Origin of the sequence: Variovorax paradoxus, from assembly GCF_029919115.1 — a bacterium.
Lineage (GTDB): Bacteria > Pseudomonadota > Gammaproteobacteria > Burkholderiales > Burkholderiaceae_C > Variovorax > Variovorax paradoxus_O.
In genome coordinates this window covers 5,408,721-5,431,141 of the sequence record NZ_CP123990.1, presented here as the reverse complement: position 1 = coordinate 5,431,141, position 22,421 = coordinate 5,408,721, and the positions used below count along the sequence as shown (strand labels likewise).

Genomic DNA, 22,421 nt, shown 5'->3' with positions numbered 1-22,421 from the left:
GTTCCGAAGAAGCGCCGGGGTCCGCTGACTTCTCCAACGCGGGCGGCAGATCGCGGGCTCGGGGCCGGGCGGGGACGATTGCGATGCAGGTTGGGGCAGGCCGGGGGATCTTGCTCAGCATCGCTTTGCGCGAGCGTGCCGTAGATGCGGCTTACGAAGCGCTTCCTGCTCCTGCGGAGTTTCAGCTTGCTCGCGCGGCGCTTGGAGCGGGTGAAGGGAATCGAACCCTCGTATGAAGCTTGGGAAGCTGCCGTTCTACCATTGAACTACACCCGCATTTCGCAACCCGCTGACGCCACGGGTTGTCGACCTGAGCTTTGGATCTTACTTGGGAATCAAGCTCTTTCCCGTCGGCGGCAATGCCGCCTGCCCCCGGGCGAGATACCGCCCCGCCAAACCCGACTTTTTTACCCAACTAATCTAGACACCGTCACATTGCCTCAAAACAATCCGGCACCCTCAGGTTCAACAAAAAGCATTCGTTGAGGGGATCAAGAAAATGCACCTGCTCTTCTTGCTGCGGCTGCAGCATGTCGAGTTACCTACGGAGATCGTGGACCCGGAAGAAATCAGGCATGTGTCGGTTCTGAAGGCAACGGGCCTGATAGAGGCGGATATTGCGCCTGCCATCGATCCGTCGGGCAAGTTCAACATGGCCCGCACCGCTGTGGTGACTGCAATCACGCCGGAAGGTATTGCCGAGATCACCCAGTTGCGCACCGAGCGGATGCGGCCCGCAACCACGTGGCGGGCGGCCAGGCGCCACCGCCGCATCGAGCGCGCTGCGGCAACCGAACCCCACCGAAAGCAATGCAGCCGATGCGGCGCGCCCAATCAGCCGAACGCTCCGGCTTGTACTTGCTACGCCGCACCCGAATCAGAGCCCAGCGCTCCGACCTGACAAGCGGCCGAGGGGGCCGTCGCAACAAACAAACCGCGCTCGTCCGACACGGCGCGGCTCGCCGATGGCCGACCATGCAGCCATGTCGACGCTTCGGAGCATTGCCGTCACCGTCATCGAGGTGGAAGAGGGCGCCTACCGCTGGCGCCTGGTCGAGCTTGGCGACGAGGAAGAGGGGCAAGGCTGGAGCGTCTTGCGCCAGCAGCCGAGGGCGATGAAGACCTACAAGGCCGCGATGGCCGCCGGCCTGCTGGAGCTGCAGAAGATGATCGACGATCTCGACTTGGGGCCTCGAGACGAGGAAGAGGCCGGGCCGGCAAAGCCCGCCAAGAAGAGCGGCCCGGTGTTCGGGTTCGGCTTTGGGTTGCCGAAAATCGGTTGAGAAGGGCGCTGAAGAAAAGAACGGGCGCCGGGCGGTTTCAAACCGGGCCGTACAGCGCCCTGATGTGCCGGCCCGCATTGGCGGAGGCCGAATCGCCGTAGCCGTCGCCCACCGCAGCGCACAGTTCCGCAATGCCATGGGCGAATTCGATATGCATCTGGTCGAGCCGTTCGCCCGGCTTGATGATGCCGACCTCGGCCGCCAGCGAGGTGAAGTTGGTCTCGGGGTCGCGCACCAGCTGCTCGGGCTCGGGGGTGTTTTCGAAGTGCTGCCGTGCCACGTCGGCGGGTTCCCGGTCGCCCACCACCCGCACCAGGCTGAGGCCCTGGTCGATCAAGAATTCATGATCGGCACGCCCCCCAGCCAGCCGCGTCCATTCGGCAGCGAACAGCGACGCCCATTCGAGGCGGGCATTTCTTGGGGCAAATTCAGGCATTTCGCGGAACCCAGCAAAGTACCTCTAAAGTATACATCTGAGTTTCTGGCTGTTGTGCGCCAATTCGGCGTTTGCGCGCCACTGCGGCTGCCCCGATCACCGCAGGAAAACATGCTCCATGAACTGCCTGATGGGGTACTGGATCATGGTTTGCACGCCCGCCGGCAGTTCCAGCGGACGCATCAGCATCTTGAGGGTGGCGCCGGCGCTCAGGTTGGTGCGCACGGTGCTGTTCATGCGCGCACTCAGCCGCTGCACAAAAGCCGTGTCGCCGGCGCGCTCGGGCGAGCGGGCGCGCACCACATGGCGAATGGCGCAGTCGGCGTCTTCGCTCTTCAGCTCCAGCGTGCGCCGGCCGATGGTGCCGAGCACGCGGAAGCGGCTGAGGCGTTCCTGGTCGCGATAGCGGCGAAAGAACCGGTAGAAGTGCTTGTAGTGGCTCACCTCGTCGGCCGCAATGCGGTTGGCCAGGTCGCGCAGCACGGGTTCGGAGGTGGCGCGCGCCATGGCGCGGTAGTAGGTGGCGGTGCCGGTTTCGACCACGCAGCGTGCGGTCATTTCGAGCCCGCGCGTGGGGGCGAGCAGCTCGACCTTGCAGTAGGTGGCGTATTCCTCCAGAAAGCCGCGGTAGGCGCTTTCCCAATCGAAATCGGGCCACACATGGGCCACGTAGGCGCGCAGTGCCTTGCCGTGCTGGAGCTCTTCGGCCTCCCAGTGCTGCGTGAGCCAGGCGGTCACCTCGTCGTCGCCGCGGAAAAAATCGACCAGGTTCTGGGTATACAGGTCGGAGCCGCTCTCGATGAAGGAGGCGGAAGCGACAAGGTAGAAAAGATTCTCGTCCCGGCGGACTTCGTCGCACGCAATGCGCGAAAACTCCAGATCCTCGATCTTCCAGTGTGGCGCCTCATGACCTGCCATGCATGCTCCTTGATTCGCATCGGAATGAAAACAGCAGTTAGGACGAAGCCGAACGCATTTGGTTCTGTTCCGCGCCAGCCATGGTAGCGGCGCTACCCACGCCAAGCTGACGGCCGCTGGCGGGCAAGGCGCGGGGCGGTAGCCAAACCTATAATCGTTTGTTCAAGTAAATCAAGCAGTTAGGTCGGTTCGACGCAGTGGGTTCGACGAGAGGGTCGCCATCGCCAGGCCGTCCCCGACAGAAGACGAAATCCAAAAGATGAGCCAGCCCACATTCACGGTCGCGGACATCCGCAAGACCTTTCTCGATTTCTTCGCCTCCAAGGGCCACACGGTGGTGGCCTCGAGTTCGCTGGTGCCGGGCAACGACCCGACGCTGATGTTCACGAACTCGGGCATGGTTCAGTTCAAGGACGTGTTCCTGGGCGAAGACAAGCGCCCCTACGTGCGCGCCGCCTCGGTACAGGCCTGCCTGCGCGCCGGCGGCAAGCACAACGACCTGGAGAACGTGGGCTACACCGCGCGCCACCACACCTTCTTCGAGATGCTGGGCAACTGGAGCTTCGGCGACTACTTCAAGCGCGAATCGCTCAAGTGGGCGTTCGAGCTGCTGACCGAGGTGTACAAGCTGCCGGCCGAAAAACTCTGGGCCACGGTCTATATCGAGGACGACGAGGCCTACGACATCTGGACCAAGGAAATCGGCCTGCCGCCGGAGCGCGTGGTGCGCATCGGCGACAACAAGGGCGGGCGCTACATGTCCGACAACTTCTGGATGATGGCCGACACGGGCCCCTGCGGCCCGTGCTCCGAGATCTTCTACGACCACGGCCCCGAGATCCCCGGCGGCCCGCCCGGCAGCCCCGACGAAGACGGCGACCGCTACATCGAGATCTGGAACAACGTGTTCATGCAGTTCGACATGCAGCCCGACGGCTCGGTCAAGAAGCTGCCGGCACCGTGCGTCGACACCGGCATGGGCCTGGAGCGCCTGGCGGCCATCCTGCAGCACGTGCACAGCAACTACGAAATCGACATCTTCGATGCCCTCATCAAGGCCGCTGGCCGCGAGACCGGCACGCAAGACCTGTCGAACAACTCCCTGCGCGTGATTGCCGACCACATCCGCGCCACCTCGTTCCTGGTGGCCGACGGCGTCATTCCGTCGAACGAAGGCCGCGGCTACGTGCAGCGCCGCATCGTGCGCCGCGCCATTCGCCATGGCTACAAGCTCGGCCAGAAGAAGCCGTTCTTCCACAAGCTGGTGCCTGACCTGGTCAAGCTCATGGGCGATGCGTACCCCAAGCTTGTGGCCGATGAAAAGCGCATCACCGAAACGCTGAAGGCCGAGGAAGAACGCTTCTTCGAGACGCTTGCCAACGGCATGGAAATTCTCAACATCAACATGACTCCGGCCAAGGCACTCTACGCGAACCAAGTGCCGACGGAAAAGGACCGTGAAACGATCGAGGCCCTGGACAAGGCGCAACAGACAAAGACCTTGAGCGGCGAGGTTGCGTTCAAGTTGCATGACACGTTTGGATTTCCCTTGGATCTGACCGCCGACGTGTGCCGTGAGCGGGGGTGGACGGTTGACGAAGCGGGCTTCACCGCCGCCATGGAAAAGCAGAAGGCCGCGGGCCGCGCAGCCGGCAAGTTCAAGATGGACCGCAACGTCGAATACGGCGGCGCGGGCAATGTCTTCACCGGCTATGAACACCTCGAAGAAAGCGCCAAGGTCGTGGCGCTGTACTTCGAAGGCGCGGCCGTGCAGGAGCTGAAGGAAGGCCAGCCCGGCATCGTGGTGCTCGACACCACCCCGTTCTATTCGGAGAGCGGCGGCCAGGTGGGCGACCAGGGCGTGCTCGTGGCCGAAGGCGTGCAGTTCGGCGTTGAAGACACGCAGAAGATCAAGGCCGACGTGTTCGGCCACCATGGCACGCAAACGCAGGGCACGCTGAAGGTGGGCGACACGGTCAAGGCAGCGGTCGACACCGCGCGCCGCGCGGCCACCATGCGCAACCACTCGGTCACGCACCTGATGCACAAGGCCCTGCGCGAAGTGCTGGGCACGCACGTGCAGCAGAAGGGCTCGCTGGTGGATGCCGACAAGACGCGCTTCGACTTTGCGCACAACGCGGCCGTCACGCACGACCAGATCCTCGAGATCGAAAAGCGCGTGAACGCCGAGATTCTTGCCAACACCGAGACGCACGCCCGCGTGATGGACATGGAGTCGGCCCAGAAGACCGGCGCCATGATGCTGTTCGGCGAGAAGTACGGCGAGAGCGTTCGCGTGCTCGACATCGGAACCAGCCGCGAACTTTGCGGCGGCACCCACGTGGGCCGCACGGGCGACATCGGCATGTTCAAGATCGTGAGCGAGGGCGGCGTGGCTGCCGGCGTGCGCCGTATCGAGGCGGTCACGGGTGCCAATGCGCTCAGCTACCTGCAAGACCTCGAATCGACCGTGCAGAGCGTCGCCGCCACGCTCAAATCGCCCACTGCAGAGTTGCAGGGCCGGCTCACGCAGGTGCTGGAGCAGGTGAGGGCGCTGGAGCGCGAAGTGGGCTCGCTCAAGGGCAAGCTCGCGTCGTCCAAAGGCGACGAACTGGTGTCGCAGGCCATCGACGTCAACGGCATCAAGGTGCTGGCCGCCAAGCTCGACGGCGCCGACGCCAAGACGCTGCGCGACACCATGGACAAGCTCAAGGACAAGCTCAAGACCGCAGTGATCGTGCTGGCCGCGGCCGACGGTGCCAAGGTGCAGGTGGCCGCGGGCGTCACCAGCGACACCGTGGGCAAGGTCAAGGCCGGCGAGCTGGTCAACTTTGTTGCGCAGCAAGTGGGCGGCAAGGGCGGCGGCAAGGCCGACATGGCCATGGCCGGCGGCACCGATGCCGCGGGCCTGCCCGCAGCGCTCCAGTCGGTGCAAGCCTGGGTGGCGGAACGCACCTGATGGCCACCACCGAGGTGCTCGGTTCCCCTCCCGGCGAAGTGCTGGTGATGGGAGCGGGCACCATCGGTTGCTTCATCGGCGGCAGCCTTGCCGCGGCGGGTGTTCCGGTCACTTTTGTCGGCCGCCCGCGCGTGCTGCAAAGCCTTGCTGCGAACGGCCTTGCGCTCAGCGATCTCGAAGGCGGTTCGCATCGCCTGCCTGCCGCCAGCCTGCGGCTGAGCGACCAGGTGCCTGTCGGAGCAACGCCGGCACTGGTTCTGTTGTGCGTAAAAAGCGGCGCCACGGCCGAGGCCGCCGCCGAGCTGGCCTTTGCATTGCCGGCGGGCACCACGGTCGTCTCGCTCCAGAACGGCATTTCCAATTGCGCCGCGGCATCGAAGGCCGGCCCTACGCTCGGCGTGCTGCCCGGCATGGTGCCTTACAACGTGGCTGAAACCGCGCCGGGCGCCTTTCACCGGGGCACGGCAGGGCGGCTGGCCGCGAAGGACGACGCGGCGCTGCGGCCCTGGGTGCCGGTGTTCGAGCGTGCCGGCATACCCCTCGACCTGTACGCCGACCTGCTGCCCGTGCAATGGGGCAAGCTGCTGCTCAATCTCAACAACCCGGTCAATGCGCTTTCGGGCCTGCCCCTGCGGGAAGAGCTGCTGCAGCGCGGCTACCGCTGCTGCTTTGCCGCGCTGATCGATGAGGCACTGAGCGTGCTCGGCAGCGCCGGCATTGCACCCGCGCAAGTGGCCGCGGTGCCGGCGCGGCGGCTCTCGACGGTGCTGCGCCTGCCCGATTGGCTGTTTCGCATCGTCGCGGCGCGCATGCTGCGCATCGACGCAAAGGCCCGCTCCAGCATGGCAGATGACCTGTCGCTCGGCCGGCGTACCGAGATCGATGCGCTCAGCGGAGAGGTCGTGCGGCTTGCGCACGACCAGGACATGGAAGCGCCGCGCAATGCAAGGATGTCTGCCTTGCTCGAAGAGTGGCCCCGGCAGCCCAGGCGCTGGACTGCGCAGCAATTGCAAGACGCACTCTGGCTTTAACGCCGCAATAGATGCATGCAATCTGTGGCTGCATGGTCACAAGGCGTGCGCCTGTTTTCTTGAGCAGCCAAGCGCTTGCAGCAAGAAGAAGGAACCATCTTCGTAGTGCATTGCGCGCCCGCATTCAATGACTCCCTTTGTCGTATGGCGCGCGAACATTTTGAGAGGGAAAAGTTCCGCGATCCGTTGAGTGGGCGCACGCGATCAGCTAAAAATGTTCGCACTTCCAAGGAGGGAGCGCGCACGTGAAGCTATCCATAACAGCCCACAAGAACTTGCCGTCGCAACCCCGGTTCCATGCCGGCAATGATGAGTTGGCGCGCGTGCGCTAAGCCCACTCTCCAGGCATTCAACTCGGCCCGGCACAGCCATTCCATAGCCCTCGCGAATCGACGGGAATGGAACCCCTCGCCCCCCGCATCCTCGGACCACCCGCCTGAAGGCGGTGGGGTTCGGTGCGGCACGTTCGTGCTGCGCCGGCTCGACAAGACCAGCATGCTGCCCGCGTTTTCCTGCGAACGTTTCGTTCGCCGGGAGGGTGCGGTGCTGCCTGCCTGTTCGATGTGCTGTTCATTCCATCCGTTCATTCCATCTTTGCGCGCTCGCGCCACGCCGGCTATCCGCCGGTACATGCGGGGCGGTGCCTGTCTTTACCAAGAGGCGATCATCATGAAGAAACTAGTCAAGCCAGCCGTCAACAACCTTGCCATTACCGCCGTGACCCTTGCCACCCTGGTGGCCTGCGGCGGCGGAGGGGGCGGCGGCGAATCTTCTTTCGGAGGCACCGCGCTGAATGCGCCGGCACCGCTGGCGGAAAGTGCGGCCTCGCCCAAGGCGCCCGACGACGGACCGGCGCTCGCACCGGTGGCAGCCGCGCCGCAGGTCGACCGGTCCGTCAAGCCGATGGAGCTGCCCGATACCGTCTGGCCCATCAACTACAAGCTCTGGTTTCGGCCCGATGCGGCACTGAAGACCTTTGTGGGCCGCGGCGACGTGGAGATCGAAGTGCTCAAGCCCGTTGATGCCATCGTGGTGGCCGCGCACAACCTCAAGTTTGCCAATGGCCGCACCACCTTGCGCAAGCTCTCGAACCCTGCCGAGGTGATTCCGCTTGTTCCCACCCCGCAGACGCTGGGCGACTTTGTTCAGCTGCGGCGCAACGACGGGCAGATTGCCAAGGGCAAATACCTGCTGCACATGGAATGGGACGGGAAGATCCAATTCTCCGATGCGGAGTATTGCCCGCCGGACGAAATGGCCCGCAACCCGTTCTGCTCGGCGGCAACCGGCATTTTCAAGGTGGGCCTGTCCACGCCCGAGGGCGTGAGCAGCGACGCGATCGTGACGCAGGGCGAAACCAACTACGCACGCCAATGGTTCCCGGGCTGGGACGAACCGGCCTTCCGCCACACCTTCGAGATTTCGGCGGAGGTGCCGGGCGATTGGCAAACGGTGTCGAACGCTGCGCAAAAATCGGCCGTCAAGCTGCCCGACGGCTACCAGCAGGTGTCGTTCGAGAAGACACCGTCGATGCCGATGTACCTGACCTTCTTCGGCGGCGGCAAGTTCGACATTCTTTCGGACACCTTCAAGAGCCCGCTGGACGGCAGCGAAATGCCGTTGCGCTGGTTCACGCCGCCGGGCCGCTCCACGTGGGCCACGTTCGCAATGGAGTGGACCAAGGTGGCCATGGACTACTACTACAACTACACCGGCATTCCGTTGCCGTTCAAGAAGTTCGACACCGTGGCTGCCAACGACAGCTACAACAACAAGCCGAACACCGGCTTTGGGGGTATGGAAAACTGGGGCTCGATCTTCGAGTTTGCCGACCGCGTGCTCACCAGGCCAGGCGACACGCCCACGCTGTATTCGGTGACCGTGGTGACGCACGAGATCGCGCACCAGTGGTTCGGCGACCTGGTCACGCTCGACTGGTGGGACAACGTGTGGCTGAACGAATCTTTCGCACGCTGGTTCGACCGCCGCACCACGATCAAGTTTCACCCGAACTACTACAGCTTTTCGGACTACGTGCTCGACAAACACAGCGTGATCGTGGCCGACCTGAAGGACACCGCGGTGCCGGTGCAGCGCAACCTGAACGATGCGGGCTCTTTCGGCTTCATCAGCCCTTCGATCTTTGTCTACAACAAGGGCAGCCATGTGCTGGAAATGGTGCAGAACTACATTGGCGAAGAGGCGATGCAGAAGGGCCTGCAGCTGTACCTGAAAGACTATGCGTTCGGCAATGCCACGCCGTCGCGGCTGTGGAACTCGATTGAAAAGGCGAGTGCCGGAAAGAAGGTGGCCGACATCGGCGACAGCTTCATCCGCCAGACCGGCGTGCCGCTGCTCACGGTGGATGCGCAATGCGCGGGCGACCGCACCTTCGTGTCCATCGCCCAGGAGCCGTTCCCCAACCAGAACGCCTATCCGGCTTCGTCGTGGACCATTCCCGTCACGCTGGCCTACGGCGATGCAATGCAGGAGCGCAAGACCTTTGTCATGGCCACGACCACCACGCAACTCGAGCTTCCGGGTTGCACCGCCGTGCTTGCCGGGCCCACCGGGCAGGACTACTACGTGAGCAACTACAGCACGCAGTCGTGGAGCGATCTGCTGGCCAAAGCGCAGAACTTTGCCGACAACAAGCCGCTGCTGCTCAACATCGAGAGAGATGCATTCCGTCTTCTTTCGATCGGCCGCATCACCCAGGCGCAGTACGACCAGATCAAGGGTGTCCTTAACCTGCCGTCGACCCTGCTCGCCAAGACAGAGGCCAGCCAGCAGAAGATGATGGTTCAGGAAGCCGGCGGCAAGGAAGACTACCCGCACGCACTGCGCTACCAGGGCAGCCTGAAGCTGCGCGAGAACGACAAGCGCTGAGGAGCACCGCCATGAAAAAGGCACTGAGCTATCTTGCGGCCGGCACGTTCGCATTGCTGCTGCTGTCCGGCTGCAGCCCGGGCGGCGGGCCCGAGGCGGAACTGGTCGGCGTGTATGCCGTCAAGAGCAACGGCGTTCTGAAAGAGCTGGTGAAGATCGAACGCCAGGGCGGCCGCTACATCATGCGCGACAAGGTTCGAACGCCCGAGTGGAGCGAACCCAAGATGCAGATGCAGCCGGTGACGCGCGAGGCTTGGCGCAGGATCACCACCGACACCGGCAACACGGCCTTTGTGGGTGTTGCCAGCGAACAGCTCGGGGTGTTCAAGGTGCCGCCGGGCTGGAAGAAGAACGACTTCAGCACCGCAACCGGGTACTTCCTGTTCTATTCGCGAGGACCGGTCGAAGCCCACAAGTTGTGAGCTGCGCAGGCTAAGGCCGGCCGGCTACGCCGCTGGCGCGACGGCGGCGCCCTCGATGCGGTGGCGCGCCAGCGCATCGGCCACGAAACCGCCGGCCTTCATCTCTTCGACAAACGCCGCCAGCAGCCCCTGCGCCTCGGCGCCGCGGCTGGCGGGCGTGCCCATCGCCTGCTGGATCACCATGAAGCGCCCGGGCAGCACGCGCACGCCAGGCTCGCGCTGCGCCTCTGCCTCGAGCAGTTGCTTGATGCCGGCGGCCACCTCGACCTGACCGGAGCGCAATGCGGCGAGCGCCGCCGGCGCACCTTGGAGCCGCACGATTTCTGCGTGCTTGATCTCACGCGTCAGGAACAGGTCGTAGGCACTGCCCGCACCGACCGAGATCCGCACGCCTGCACGATCGACTTGCGCGTTGTCGGTGAGCTCCGATGCGCCGCGGACCAGGTAGCTGCCTTCGATGAGCACATAGGGCGCTGTAAAGAGCAGCCCTTCGCTGCGCGCCGGGTCGATGGCAAAGAAGCCGATGTCGGCCTTCTCGCTCTTGACCGCATCGACCGACGCGGCCGCCTTTTCGAACACCACCAGCTCGATGCCCACGCCAAGCCGCCGTGCAAACTCGCGCGCGAGATCGGTCGACACGCCAACCGGCTCGCCCGTGGCGGCGTCCTTGTTGGCGAGGATCGGATTGCCGAGATTGATGGAAGCGCGCAGCGTGCCGCTGGGCGCAAAGGCGGAAACGAGGGCGGGGGAGGGCTTCGGCTGCGTCATGGCGTGGTTTCGTCGACGATGGGCCGCCAGTTTACGGGCGGGCCGGCCGGATTTCCTACTGGCAAAAGGGAAGCCCGCCCACCGGCGGCGCGCGGCGTTTGGGTAGGCTCGGCATACCCCGGATCGGGCTCTTGTCCCGTTCCCTTCGACTTGCAGATTCTCCTGTTTCATGACGAGCAACCCGCCCGACATTGCCCACGTTCTACGTCCCTTGCGCGCCGCCACGCATACGCTGCACGAAACGCTGGACAGCCGGCTGCCCATTGCCCGCGATGACGCATCGCTGGCCGAGTATGCGGACCACCTGCGCGCGCTGCGTCCGTGGCTGCAGGCCGTGCGAGACGCGCTCGTCGCCTCCGGCGTGCCGGGCCTCGAACGCAGCGCCCGCCGCACCGACCGCCGGCTGGCAGCACTCGCCCTCGATCTTGACGATCTCGGCGCACCGACAGCCTGCAGTGAGCGAGACAACACTTCCGATGGCCTGGGTCCACGGCTGGCCGAAGAAGCCGCACGCGAACCTGCCTTTGCCTGGGGTCTCGCCTATGTTCTGGAGGGCTCGCAGCTTGGAGGCATGGCCATGCACAAGCGGCTCGCTCCGCGCCTGGCGCCGCATCCGATGCGCTACTTCCAGCCAGTCGATGCGGCCTGCGGGCTTGCGGCGCAATGGAAAGATTTCGTTGCGCAGCTCGGGGCTGCGCTGGCCGATCCGGCCGCCGTCGACGCAGCCCGCCGCGGCGCTGTTGCGGGCTTTCGCAGCCTCATGCCCCGCTTCGGACTGCAGGGCTTGTAGGAAAGCGCTGACGACACCCCGCAGTACCCACAGGCATGATCCCCGCCACTTGTTTCTTGCGCGCCGCCGGCCGCGTCGATTGAATGCCCCAGCCCCACGCGCCCCATCCCGCTTCCCACACCTTGCAGCCGCCTGAGGTCGACCTGTCGTCTTGCGATCTCGAGCCGATCCGCGTGCCCGGCTCGATCCAGCCGCACGGCCGCATGCTGGTGCTGGAGCCCGGCTCGCTGGAGCTCGTCGCCTGGAGCGACAACTGGCCCATCGGGCAGCTACAGGCCGCGCAGCAGGCCCTTCGCGGCACGGCGCTCCCGGCACTCCAGCCGGGTGCCAGGCCCGTCTCGCTGGGGGCGCTGCGCGTGGCCGAAGAAACCTTCGACGTGGCCGCACACCGCAGCGACCGCCACCTGTTCGCCGAGTTCGAAGCAGCGCTGCCCACCGCCGGCAACGAGGCGCCGATCTATTCGCTCGGCCGCGTCTTCCTGCCAAAGCTGCAAGAGGCCGGCACGCTCGAGCAGCTCACGCAACTGGCCGCCGCCGAGATGAAGCGCCTGACCGGCTTCGGCCGCTGCCTGATCTACCGCTTCGATGCGGCGGGACACGGCGAAGTACTGGCCGAAGAAGCAGACCCAGGCTACGACAGCTACACCGGCCACCGCTTCCCGGCTTCGGACATTCCGCAGCAGGCGCGCGCGCTCTACCTGGTCAACCAGTTCCGGCTCATCGCCGACGCCGGCTACACGCCGGTGCCTTTGCGCGCCGCCGACCCAGCGCTCACCGCGGCCGACCTCGACCTTTCGCAGTCGCAACTGCGCAGCGTTTCGCCGATACACCTCGAGTACATGCGCAACATGGGCACGCTCGCGTCCATGTCGGTTTCGATCGTGATCGACGGCAAGCTGTGGGGCCTTATTTCTTGCCACGACCACCGGCCGCGCTTTCTGGACACCGGCACCCGGCTCGCCTGCGAGCACCTGGGCCAACTGCTTTCGCTGCAGATCCATTCGAAAGAAAGCAATGTTGCCGTGGCCGAGCGGCTGGAGTTGCGCCAGCTCACGCTGCAGATCGTCTCGCACCTGTCGGACAGCGATGCCACGCTGCAGCGGCTGGTGGCGGAGCCGTCGCTGATGCTGCGCCTTGCGCGCGCTACCGGCGCGGCCGTGGTGCGCGACGACGAGGTCTGGAGCGTGGGCGACGTGCCGGTGCGCGCGCAGGTGCTGGAGCTTGCCAGCTGGATCGCCGGCATCGGCACCGACGTCTACGAAAGCAGCGAACTGCCCGCGCACTTTGCACCCGCGGCCGAGTTTCGGGACGTGGCGGCAGGCGTGCTCGCAATCTCCATCTCGCAGGTACACAGGCACCTCATCCTGTGGTTTCGGCCCGAGATCGTGCAGACGATCCAGTGGGCCGGCAATCCGCAAAAGCCCAAGGCAGCCGCAAGCGGCCGCATTCATCCGCGGTTGAGCTTCTCGAGCTGGGCCGAAGAGGTGCGCGGCCGCTCGGCGGCGTGGACCTCGGCCGAGGTGGGCGCCGCAGTCGAATTGCGCCAGGCGCTCATCGGCGTGGTGCTGCGCCGCGCCGAAGAACTGGCGGCCGTGGCCACCGAGCTTGGCCGCGTCAACAAGGAGTTGGAAGCCTTCTCGTACACCGTCTCGCACGACTTGCGCGCGCCCATGCGGCACATCGCGGGCTATGTCGACCTGGTCGCCCAGACCGAGGGCCGCCAGCTCAGCGAACGCGCCCACCGGTACCTCGGACACGTCAAGGACGCGGCCGCGTTCGCGGGGCAGATGGTCGATGCGCTGCTCGATTTTTCTCGCATGGGCCGTGCCGCGCTGAAGCAGCGCCTGGTCGACACCAAGCCGCTCGTCGACGGGCTGGTGCGCGAGCTTGCGCGGCTGGAGCCCTCGCGCCGCATCGAATGGCAGGTCGACGCCGCACTGCCCGCGCTCTACGCCGATCCGCTGCTGCTGCAGGTTGCCGTTCGCAACCTGTTGGCCAATGCGGTCAAGTATTCGCGCACGCGCAATCCGCAGCGCATCACGGTGCGCGCGATTCGCGGCGAGCTTGGCAACGGACTGGAGGTTCAGGACAACGGCGTGGGCTTCCAGATGAAATACGTCGACAAGCTGTTCGGCGTGTTTCAGCGGCTGCATCGGGCAGAGGAATTCGAGGGCACGGGCATCGGCCTGGCCAACGTGAAGCGGATCGTCGAGCGCCACGGCGGAACGGTCTGGGCAAAGGGGGTGATGGACGAAGGCGCGACCTTCGGCTTTGTCCTGCCTCACCGGGAACCGGGCAATGACCATGCGGTGGGCACGCCGCGAGACAACGGAGAACAACATGCTTAAGCCGATCCTGCTCGTCGAGGACGACAAGCGAGACCTGGAGCTCACCCTTATTGCGCTGGAGCGCAGCCAGCTTGCCAACGATGTCATCGTGCTGCGCGACGGCGCCATGGCGCTCGACTACCTGCGGCGGGAGGGCGAATACGCCGAGCGCGCCGAAGGCAATCCGGCCGTGATCCTGCTGGACCTGAAATTGCCCAAGGTCACCGGCCTCGAAGTGCTTCAGGCTGTGCGCGCCGATGCGGGGCTGCGCAGCATTCCGGTGGTCATGCTCACGTCGTCGCAAGAAGAATCGGACGTGCTGCGCAGCTACGAGTTCGGCGTGAACGCCTATGTGGTGAAGCCCGTGGCGTTCGACCAGTTCGTCTCGGCCATTGCCGAGTTGGGTATTTTCTGGGCGGTGCTCAATGAGCCGCCGCCAGGTTCGCTGAAGGCGACGCGCCGAAATGAATAGCCGCAGCGTCGCGAGCAGGCCTAACGAGGACGTCATGGCCGACATGGCGGGTGCCGTGTATTCCACGGGCGCCGCCGCTGCCGGGTCGGCGGGTGTCATCGACGTGCTGATTCTCGAGGATTCGCGCTTCGACGCGGAGCTTTTGGGCGAGGCCCTCTCGGCGGCGCTGCCCCACGCCCAAACGCGGGCGGTGCGCGATGAACGCGACTTTGTTGCGGCACTTGCCGAGCGCAGTCCTTCGCTCATCCTGTCCGACTACGAGCTGCCGGGCTTCTCGGGTGCCGAGGCGCTGGAGATTGCTCGGCGCATGGCGCCCGAGACGCCTTTCATCTTCGTCTCGGGCGTGATCGGCGAGGACAATGCCGTCGAGCTTCTCAAGCGCGGCGCGACCGACTATGTGAGCAAGGGGCGGCTTGCGCGACTGCCGGTGGTGCTGGACCGCGCGCTCAAGGAGGCCGCCGACCGCCGCGCCAAGCGCGTGGCCGAGTCCCAGCTGCAGGCAGCGAACGAAGCCTACCGCGAGGCCGAGTCCCGCCGGCTTGCGCTGATGGAGCTGGGCGACCGCATCCGCGACATCGATGCCCCCGCCGAGATCGCCTACGTTGCGTCGGCGATGCTGGGCGAGCGCCTGGGCGTGGACCGTGCGGGCTACGGCCTGGTGGACAAGGCGGCCGAGACAATATCGATCGACCGCGACTGGACTGCGCCCGGTGTCGCCAGCCTCGCGGGCCTGCTGCGTTTTCGCGACTACGGTTCCTACATCGAAGACCTGCTGCGCGGCGCGACCGTGGCCTTTGCCGATGCACGGCTCGACCCGCGCACCCGCGACAACGCCGACGCGCTTGTGGCCCTTACCGCCCGCGCAGTGGTCAACATGCCACTCACCGAGCGCGGCGGGCTGGTCGGGCTGCTCTACCTCAACCATGGGCAGGTGCGCGAATGGACGCAGGACGAGCTCGACTTTGTGCGCGAGACGGGCGACCGGGTGCGCTCGGCCATTGCGCGGCGCGAGGCACAGATCGAACTGCAGGCCTTTGCCGAATCGCTGGAGCGGCAGGTCGAAGAGCGGGCGGCCGAGCTGGAGTCCGCGCGCGAGCAGTTGCGCCAAAGCCAGAAACTCGAGGCCGTGGGCCAGCTCACGGGCGGGCTTGCACACGACTTCAACAACCTGCTCGCGGCCATCAGCGGCAGCCTCGAGTTGATGCGCCGGCGTGCCATTGACGGGCAGCCGGCCGAGTTGGAGCGCTACATCGGCGTGGCCCAGGGCGCGGTCAAGCGCGCGGCCGCGCTCACGCACCGGTTGCTCGCCTTCTCGCGGCGCCAGACGCTGGAGCCCAAGCCGCTCAACGCCAATCGGCTGGTGTCGGACATGGAAGAGCTGCTGCGACGCACGCTCGGCCCCGAAATCGAACTGGAGCGCGTGGCCGCAGTGGGGCTGTGGAATGTGCATGCCGATCCGAGCCAGCTGGAGAATGCGCTGCTCAACCTGTGCATCAACGCGCGCGACGCCATGCCCGAAGGCGGCAAGCTGGTGATTGAAACCGGCAACCGCTGGGTCGATGCGCGTACCGCCAAGGAGCGCGATATGCCCATGGGGCAATACGTGTCGCTGACCGTGAGCGACAACGGCGTGGGCATGACGTCCGAGGTGGTGGCGCGCGCCTTCGACCCGTTCTTCACGACCAAGCCCATCGGCATGGGCACGGGCCTGGGGCTTTCGATGATCTACGGCTTTGCCAAGCAGTCGGGCGGGCAAGTGCGCATTTATTCGGAGCCGGGCACGGGCACCTCGGTGAGCATCTACCTGCCGCGCCACGACGCGCAGGAAGAGGCGGCGAGCGAACCGGTGGAGGCGCCGCTTGCGCCGCGCGCCCACCAGGGAGACACGGTGCTGGTGGTCGACGACGAGCCCGCACTGCGAATGATCATTGTCGAGGTGATGCGCGGGCTGGGCTACGCCACGCTGGAGGCCGGCGACGGCGCGGGTGCGCTGCGCATATTGCAGTCGCCGCGCCAGCGCATCGACCTGCTGGTGAGCGACGTGGGCTTGCCCGGCGGCATGAACGGCCGGCAGGTGGCCGACGCGGCGCGCACCGCGCGGCCGGGGCTCAAGGTGCTGTTCATCACCGGCTATGCCGAGAATGCGGTCTTGAGCCACGGCCACCTGGACCCCGGCATGCACGTGATGACCAAGCCCTTCGAGATGGACGTGCTCGCGCGGCGCGTGAAGGAGCTGATCGAATCGCGCTAGGTCTCGGTGGCAGCGGGGCTCGTCAGCGAGCCGTGAGCGGCTCCAGCCCGGTCTTCGCGATGGCAGGCGCCGCAGCCGGCGAGTTGAGATAGCGGATCAACTGCCGCGCGCCTTCCGGCTGCTTCGATCCGGCCGCCACGCCGGCGGAGAACACCGTGTTGCGCTGCACTTCGGCGGGCAGGGGGCCGATGTAGTCGATCCCTTCGATCGGCAGCAGCTCGCTTACCTGCTGCAACCCCAGCGCCGCGTCGCCGCGCGCCACCACCGTGCCCACGCGCTCGCTCAAGATGCGCTTGCTCTTGGGCTTCACCTGGTCTTCGATGCCGAGGGTCTTGAGCAACTCGGTCTCGTAGTAGGTGCCGCTTGCGCTGGCCGAATAGGCGATGGAAGGCGCTGCCACCAGCGTGCGCTTGAGCGCGTCGACGGTAGAGATGTCGGGCTTGGGCGCGCCCTTGCGCACCGCAAAGCCGATGGCCGACCGCACCAGGTCGACCTGGCTCCCCGGCACCACCTTGCCTTGCGCCACCAGCGCGTCGAGCGCCGGCCGTGCAAGGATCACCACGTCGGCCGGTTCGTTGCGCGACAGGCGGCTAGGAATCGAATCTTCGGCGTTGCCCATCGAGGCGCCATAGGCGGTCTTGACCGTGTAGCCGCTGCTGCGCTCGAAGCCGGGGCGCAAATCGTTGTATGCGGCAGTGAAGCCGCCGGAGGTCATCACGTGGATGTCGCCGCCGGCGGGTGCCTGCTTGCCGAAGCTTCCGCATCCGGCAAGTGCGGCCGCGGTAGCCAGCAGCGCCGCTCGGCGCGTAAGGCGATGCAACGGGAAAGGCTGTGTCTTCATGGTGTCTCCTGGGTGGTTCATGCCCATCGTAGGCAGCAAGGCTGTCATTCAGCCCTCAGCGTCTTCGGGGTAAGTACCGAGGCGGGGCGAGCTTGCAAAGACTTCGACCGACTGGACCGGCCCGCCATGAAGACTTTGGACTACAAGCCTGGTTTTCAGCCTCATCTAGCTTGGCCTTGTCGAAACATCAACAAGGAGAGTTCGATGAAGCTGAAACAACGTGTTGCACCGGCCTTGGTGGCCGTTCTGATGGGCGCCTGCGTTGCACCCCTGGCCCTGGCCGCTGGCGGCGGCGGGGGAGGCGGTGGCGGCGGAGGTTCGGGTGGTGGCGGCGGTAGCGGCAGCGGCGGCGGTGCCGGCGTAGGCGCAGCCGCAGGTGCGAACGGCAACGGCGCGGGCGCGACCAGCGGTTCCAACGCTTCGGGCAATGCCGCAACGCCGGCGACACCCGCAACACCGGCTACTCCGGGCACCGGCACGACACCCACCACGCCGGCCACGCCTGCGACACCGGCCACGCCGTCGCCGCAGTCCTCTTCGTCTACGTCATCGACGACATCGGCTACGCCCGCAACGCCTGCCGTGCCGGCGTCCAAGTCGGGTAGCACCACCACGACGCCTGCGGTGCCCGCAACGCCGGCGCCCAAGAGGTAGCCAGCGGCAAAACCAGGGCCGGCAATGCGATGGCGCTGCCGGCCTTTTCAAGCGAGCTGCCCGCTCGCCAACGCTGCCGCGGCTGCGCGCGTCTCCACGCCGAGCTTCTCGAAGATGTGCTCCAGGTGCTTGTTGACCGTGCGTGGGCTGGTGCCGAGGATTTCGCCGATGTCGCGGTTGGTCTTGCCTTTGGCAAGCCAAGACAGCACCTCCGTCTCTCGCGGCGTCAGCGCCGCTTCGGCGAGCCGTGCCGAAGAAATGCCGGCCGCACTTTCGCGCTGCACCGCAAAAAGCAGCATGGTTTCGCCGAGCGCAGCAGCGCCGAGGTTGCGCACCGAGAGCCGCGTGCCTGCAGCTGTCGTCAGGGCCATGGCGGCGCCTCGCGCGAGCACAGGCTCCAATGACGCGGGCAGCAGGCCGGCCGAGGGCGCCGCATCCATGGCGTGCAGCCACAGCGCGGCTTGCGGAGAACGCCATGCGATGCGCCCATGCGCATCCACAAAAACCACGCCCATGCCGGCCACGTCCACAGCGTCGCGTGCCATGCGCGTGATGCGTGCGTTGCGCGTGTGCGTGTGCAGCCGCGCGAGCACTTCCTGTGCGCGAATGGGTTTCACCACGTAGTCGACGCCGCCGCACTCGAAGCCTTCGACCACGTGTGCCGTTTCCGAAAGCCCCGTCATGAACAGCACGGGAATGTGCGCGAGCGCCGCATTGGCCTTGATGCGCCGGCAGGTCTCGAAGCCCGAGAGGCCGGGCATCAGCCCGTCGAGGAGGATCGCGTCGGGCACCACCAGTTCAAGGCGCTGCAGCGCGGCCTCGCCGTCGGCGGCAACCAGCACGGTGTAGCCGCTCGATTCGAGCGTGTCGCACAGCATGCCGAGGCTGCTGGGTGCGTCGTCCACCACCAGCACCACGGGGCGTTCGGTCTCAGGGGGCGAGAGTGTCTGCATCTTCTGCGAGTGCCTTGCGGAGATTGTCGAGATCGAAACGCGTGACCATGCCGCGCAGCCACGTGCAGGTCACGGCGGCCGGCGGAGATGCCGCGGCAAGCCGGTCGAGCACCTGGTGCAGGCCGCGCACGTGGCCCATCTGCACCAGCCGCATCAGCTCGGCGCGGTCGTCTTCGGAAAGCGCCAGCTGATCGGGCCGCACCGAGACGTCGACGGTGGGTGGGATGGCATCGTTGAGCGCCAGCCATTCGAGTCCGAGGTGGCGCTCCAGCGTGGCAATCAGCTCCGATTCGATGACCGGCTTGCCCACGAACGCCTGGCAGCCTGCAGCGCGCAGCAGCTCGCTCTGGTTCTCGAACATGTTGGCCGAGACGATGATGATCGGAATGCGGTCGAAGCCCGAGGCGCGCACCAGTGTCGCGGTCTGCCAGCCGTCCATGTCGTCCATGGTGAGGTCCAGGAGAATCGCGCTGGGCAGGTTTTCGCGCAGGCTGTCGAGGCATTCGGTGCCGCTCGCGGCCTCGCGCACCTCGAAGCCGAGCGGCACCAGCATGCCGGCCAGCATCTGGCGCTGCACCGGCTGGTCGTCGACCACCAGCAGCGTGCGGCGCTCGCCGATGTAGCCCGACACCAGCCGCCGCAATGCGCCGGCCTTCGCCTGCGGGCCGGGGTCGGCCACCTCGCGCAGGTACACCCGTACGCTGAAGGTGCTGCCCGCGGGCGAGGTGGCAGCCAGGGCGAGCTCGCCACCCATCAGCGAGGTGAGAAGGCCGGTGATGGTGAGGCCAAGGCCCGTGCCCGGCTCGCCGCGCCGGCGTCCCGCGGCCCCGCGTTCGAACGGCAGGAAAATGCGCTGGTGGTCCTGCGGCGCCACGCCGATGCCGGTGTCGACCACGTCGAAGCGCAGCACTTCGCGCCGTGCATCCACATGCAGCGTGACGGTGCCGCTGTCGGTAAAGCGCACCGCGTTGGCCAGCAGGTTGATGAGAATCTGCCGCAGCCGCTTGGCATCGGCATGCACCCAGGGCGGCAGCCGGCCGCTGTGGGTGTACACGAAGGCAAGGCCCTTGTTCTCGGCCTGAGGCCGCACCATGTGCACCACCTCGTCCAGGAAGGCGGGCAGCGCAAGCGGCGCGGGCTCGAGCTGCAGGCGGCCGGCCTCGATGCGTGCCAGGTCGAGCAGCCCGTCGATCAGGCCGAGCATGTGCTCGCCGCTGCGCTGAATGGTCTGCACTGCTTCGCGCGGCGGCGCCACGGCCTCGCCCTTGAGCAGGATTTGCGAGTAGCCGAGGATGCTGTTCAGCGGCGTTCGCAGCTCGTGCGTCATGCCGGCCACGTAGCGGGTCTTGGCCTGGTTGGCGGCCTCGGCGGCTTCCTTGGCGGTTTGAAGGGCGGCATCGGTGCGCCGGTGCGCCTCGATCTCGACGGTGAGCAGGTGGTTGTGGCGGTTCGATTCTTCCTGCGCCATTTGCCGGCTCTCGCTGCCCAGCACAATCCACCACGCGGCCACCGCAGCCACCAGCGAGAGCAGCGCGAACACCTTGAGAAAGGCGCTGCGCAAGGCAGGGTCCATGGCATCGGAGCCCGTAATGGTTTCTTGCGCATACACCACGCCCATCACCGTGGCCAGCAGCGCCACCAGCGAGGTTGCCACCATCAGGTAGTGCGCCACCCGAAAATTGAGCCGGGCCGAAAGAGCCGGCGGCAGCAGCGCCTTGAGCCAGCCGCTCATCTGCTCGGCAGCGCGCGAGTCGGTCTTGCAGCGATCGTGGCAGCGCGATTCGAGCGTGCAGCACAGCGAGCAGATCGGCGCACTGTAGGCCGGGCAGTGCGCCATGTCTTCCGATTCGAAGCTGTTGTCGCACACCGAGCACTTCACCATCTGCCCCGGCGTCCAGCGCTGGATGTCGGTGCGCGCCAGGTAATAGCGCCCGCGCGTGCGCCACGCGAGCAGCGGTGAAACGGCCAACGCCGTGACGAGCGCGATGAACGGCGAGAACGCCCGCGCCCACTGCCCCAGCACGCCGGAGTAGGCCAGCATGGCAAGCGCAGCCGCCACCAGCATTGCGCACAGCCCGACGGGGTTGATGTCGTACAGGTGCGCGCGCTTGAACTCGATGGTGCGCGGGCTCCAGCCCAGCGGCTTGTTGATGACAAGGTCGGCCACCAGCGCGCCGACCCAGGCGATGGCGATGTTGCTGTAGAAGCCCAGCACGTGCTCGAGCGCCGCGAACACCCCCAGCGTCATCAGCAAGATGGCGATGACCACGTTGAAAACCAGCCACACCACGCGGCCCGGGTGGCTGTGCGTGAGCCGCGCAAAGAAGTTGGACCACGCCAGCGAGCCCGCATAGGCATTGGTGAGGTTGATCTTCATCTGCGACACCACCACGAAGAGCGTGGTGATCGCCAGCACCCAGGCCGGGTCGCGCAGCACGTAGGAAAAGCCCGTGAGGTACATCAACGTGGGCTCGATCGCGTGCTTGCCCGGAATCTCGTGCTGCAGCGCCAGAAAGGCCAGGAAGGCGCCGCCCATCATCTTGAGCATGCCCGGCACGATCCAGCCCGGCCCCGAAACCAGCACCGCGGCCCACCAGCGGCCCCGGTTGGCGGCGGTTTTCTCGGGCAAGAAGCGCAGGTAGTCGACCTGCTCGCCGATCTGCACCACCAGCGAGAACGCCACGGTGGCGGCGGCGCCGAACATCAGCGGGTCGAAGCCGCTGCTGTCGGAGGTGCGGCCCACCAGGCCGGTGAAGTCGGCATACAGCTCGGGCTTTTTCACCAGCACCGCAACAAAGGGGCAGATGAACAGCACGATCCAGATCGGCTGCGTCCACAACTGCAGGCCCGAAATGAGGGTGATGCCGCGCATCACCAGCGGCACGATCACGATCGACGAGAGCAGGTAGAGCAGCGGCAGCGGCCAATCGATGTACAGCTGCAGCGCCAGCGCGAGGATGGCCGCTTCGAGCGCGAAGAAGATGAAGGTGAAGCTCGCGTAGATGAGCGAGGTGAGGGTGGAGCCCAGGTAGCCGAAGCCCGCGCCGCGCGTGAGCAGGTCCATGTCTACGCCGTGCTTGGCCGCGTAGTAGGAAATCGGCAGGCCGGTGAGGAAGGTGATGAGCCCCACCACCAGGATGGCCCACAGCGCGTTCGAGAAGCCGTAGTTCAGCGCAATGGCGCCGCCAATGGCTTCCAGCGCCAGGAACGAGGTGGCACCGAACGCCGCGTTGGCCACGCGGAACTCCGACCACTTGCGAAAGCTGCGCGGCGTGTAGCGCAGCGCGTAGTCCTCCAGCGTTTCGTTCGCGACCCACGCGTTGTAGTCGCGGCGGATGCGAAAGATCTTCTGGCCGGTGACGGGTTGCATGGTGGGGTCTTGCGGCAAGGGCGTAGGCGGCATGGATGGCAGCAGAGCAAGAAGCGC

At 66.1% G+C, this 22,421-nt stretch carries 17 protein-coding genes and 1 tRNA gene; 11 read left to right on the top strand and 7 right to left on the bottom strand.

Annotation, left to right across the window (positions count from 1 at the left end):
* Positions 1-202: 202 nt before the first annotated feature.
* Positions 203-276 (bottom strand) — tRNA-Gly (locus QHG62_RS25980).
* 223 nt (positions 277-499) lie between these two features.
* Between QHG62_RS25980 and QHG62_RS25975 the strand changes: the two genes are divergently transcribed.
* The gene (locus QHG62_RS25975) at positions 500-901 is read left to right on the top strand and encodes a hypothetical protein (RefSeq protein WP_281148465.1); all 402 of its coding nucleotides are present in this window, start codon (positions 500-502) and stop codon (positions 899-901) included.
* Between the two features lie 82 nt (positions 902-983).
* Positions 984-1,283 (top strand): hypothetical protein, encoded by a 300-nt coding sequence (locus QHG62_RS25970; RefSeq protein WP_281148464.1) that lies wholly within the window; start codon positions 984-986, stop codon positions 1,281-1,283.
* A gap of 37 nt (positions 1,284-1,320) precedes the next feature.
* Here QHG62_RS25970 and QHG62_RS25965 read toward each other — a convergent pair whose 3' ends face one another.
* Together QHG62_RS25965 and QHG62_RS25960 are read right to left on the bottom strand one after the other, a co-directional pair.
* Positions 1,321-1,719 carry a hypothetical protein gene (locus QHG62_RS25965; protein ID WP_281148463.1) on the bottom strand — a complete coding sequence of 133 codons (399 nt, stop codon included), beginning with the start codon at positions 1,717-1,719 and terminating at the stop codon, positions 1,321-1,323.
* A 96-nt stretch (positions 1,720-1,815) separates the two neighbouring features.
* Positions 1,816-2,637: a ferritin-like domain-containing protein gene (locus tag QHG62_RS25960; RefSeq protein WP_281148462.1), complete on the bottom strand. Its 822-nt coding sequence runs from the start codon at positions 2,635-2,637 to the stop codon at positions 1,816-1,818.
* Between the two features lie 259 nt (positions 2,638-2,896).
* Here QHG62_RS25960 and alaS point away from each other — a divergent pair, with 259 nt between their 5' ends.
* From alaS to QHG62_RS25940, 4 genes are all read left to right on the top strand, one after another.
* Complete coding sequence (gene alaS / locus QHG62_RS25955; protein ID WP_281148461.1) at positions 2,897-5,596, top strand: alanine--tRNA ligase; 2,700 nt, start codon at positions 2,897-2,899, stop codon at positions 5,594-5,596.
* Positions 5,596-6,627: a 2-dehydropantoate 2-reductase gene (locus tag QHG62_RS25950; RefSeq protein ID WP_281148460.1), complete on the top strand. Its 1,032-nt coding sequence runs from the start codon at positions 5,596-5,598 to the stop codon at positions 6,625-6,627. Before alaS ends, QHG62_RS25950 begins: the two co-directional genes overlap by 1 nt.
* 669 nt (positions 6,628-7,296) lie before the next feature.
* Positions 7,297-9,516 carry a M1 family metallopeptidase gene (locus QHG62_RS25945; protein ID WP_281148459.1) on the top strand — a complete coding sequence of 740 codons (2,220 nt, stop codon included), beginning with the start codon at positions 7,297-7,299 and terminating at the stop codon, positions 9,514-9,516.
* 11 nt (positions 9,517-9,527) lie between these two features.
* The gene (locus tag QHG62_RS25940) at positions 9,528-9,938 is read left to right on the top strand and encodes a hypothetical protein (RefSeq protein WP_281148458.1); all 411 of its coding nucleotides are present in this window, start codon (positions 9,528-9,530) and stop codon (positions 9,936-9,938) included.
* Between the two features lie 24 nt (positions 9,939-9,962).
* Here the strand turns inward: QHG62_RS25940 and QHG62_RS25935 are convergent, their stop codons facing one another.
* A complete protein-coding gene (locus QHG62_RS25935) occupies positions 9,963-10,706 on the bottom strand; it encodes an ABC transporter substrate-binding protein (protein ID WP_281148457.1) in 744 nt (247 codons plus the stop codon).
* A 169-nt stretch (positions 10,707-10,875) separates the two neighbouring features.
* Here QHG62_RS25935 and QHG62_RS25930 point away from each other — a divergent pair, with 169 nt between their 5' ends.
* The 4 genes from QHG62_RS25930 to QHG62_RS25915 all read left to right on the top strand — a co-directional run bounded on the left by QHG62_RS25930 (position 10,876) and on the right by QHG62_RS25915 (position 16,546).
* Complete coding sequence (locus tag QHG62_RS25930) at positions 10,876-11,496, top strand: biliverdin-producing heme oxygenase (RefSeq protein ID WP_281148456.1); 621 nt, start codon at positions 10,876-10,878, stop codon at positions 11,494-11,496.
* Between the two features lie 122 nt (positions 11,497-11,618).
* On the top strand, positions 11,619-13,844 hold the full coding sequence (locus QHG62_RS25925; protein ID WP_281148455.1) for an ATP-binding protein: 2,226 nt from the start codon (positions 11,619-11,621) through the stop codon (positions 13,842-13,844).
* Entirely contained in the window at positions 13,837-14,295 is a 459-nt protein-coding gene (locus QHG62_RS25920) for a response regulator (protein WP_281148454.1), read from the top strand. The genes QHG62_RS25925 and QHG62_RS25920 overlap by 8 nt, the downstream gene beginning before the upstream one ends.
* Positions 14,288-16,546, top strand: a complete 2,259-nt coding sequence (locus QHG62_RS25915; protein ID WP_281148453.1) for a response regulator — start codon at positions 14,288-14,290, stop codon at positions 16,544-16,546. Before QHG62_RS25920 ends, QHG62_RS25915 begins: the two co-directional genes overlap by 8 nt.
* 22 nt (positions 16,547-16,568) lie before the next feature.
* On the opposite strand, the gene QHG62_RS25910 is transcribed toward QHG62_RS25915, so the two are convergent.
* Positions 16,569-17,387 (bottom strand): substrate-binding domain-containing protein, encoded by an 819-nt coding sequence (locus tag QHG62_RS25910; RefSeq protein WP_281148452.1) that lies wholly within the window; start codon positions 17,385-17,387, stop codon positions 16,569-16,571.
* Between the two features lie 204 nt (positions 17,388-17,591).
* On the opposite strand from QHG62_RS25910, the gene QHG62_RS25905 reads away from it, so the two are divergent.
* Positions 17,592-18,041, top strand: a complete 450-nt coding sequence (locus QHG62_RS25905) for a hypothetical protein (protein ID WP_281148451.1) — start codon at positions 17,592-17,594, stop codon at positions 18,039-18,041.
* 47 nt (positions 18,042-18,088) lie between these two features.
* Here QHG62_RS25905 and QHG62_RS25900 read toward each other — a convergent pair whose 3' ends face one another.
* Positions 18,089-18,994, bottom strand: a complete 906-nt coding sequence (locus tag QHG62_RS25900; protein ID WP_281148450.1) for a response regulator transcription factor — start codon at positions 18,992-18,994, stop codon at positions 18,089-18,091.
* Positions 18,972-22,364 carry a hybrid sensor histidine kinase/response regulator gene (locus tag QHG62_RS25895; RefSeq protein ID WP_281148449.1) on the bottom strand — a complete coding sequence of 1,131 codons (3,393 nt, stop codon included), beginning with the start codon at positions 22,362-22,364 and terminating at the stop codon, positions 18,972-18,974. Before QHG62_RS25895 ends, QHG62_RS25900 begins: the two co-directional genes overlap by 23 nt.
* Positions 22,365-22,421 lie beyond the last annotated feature (57 nt).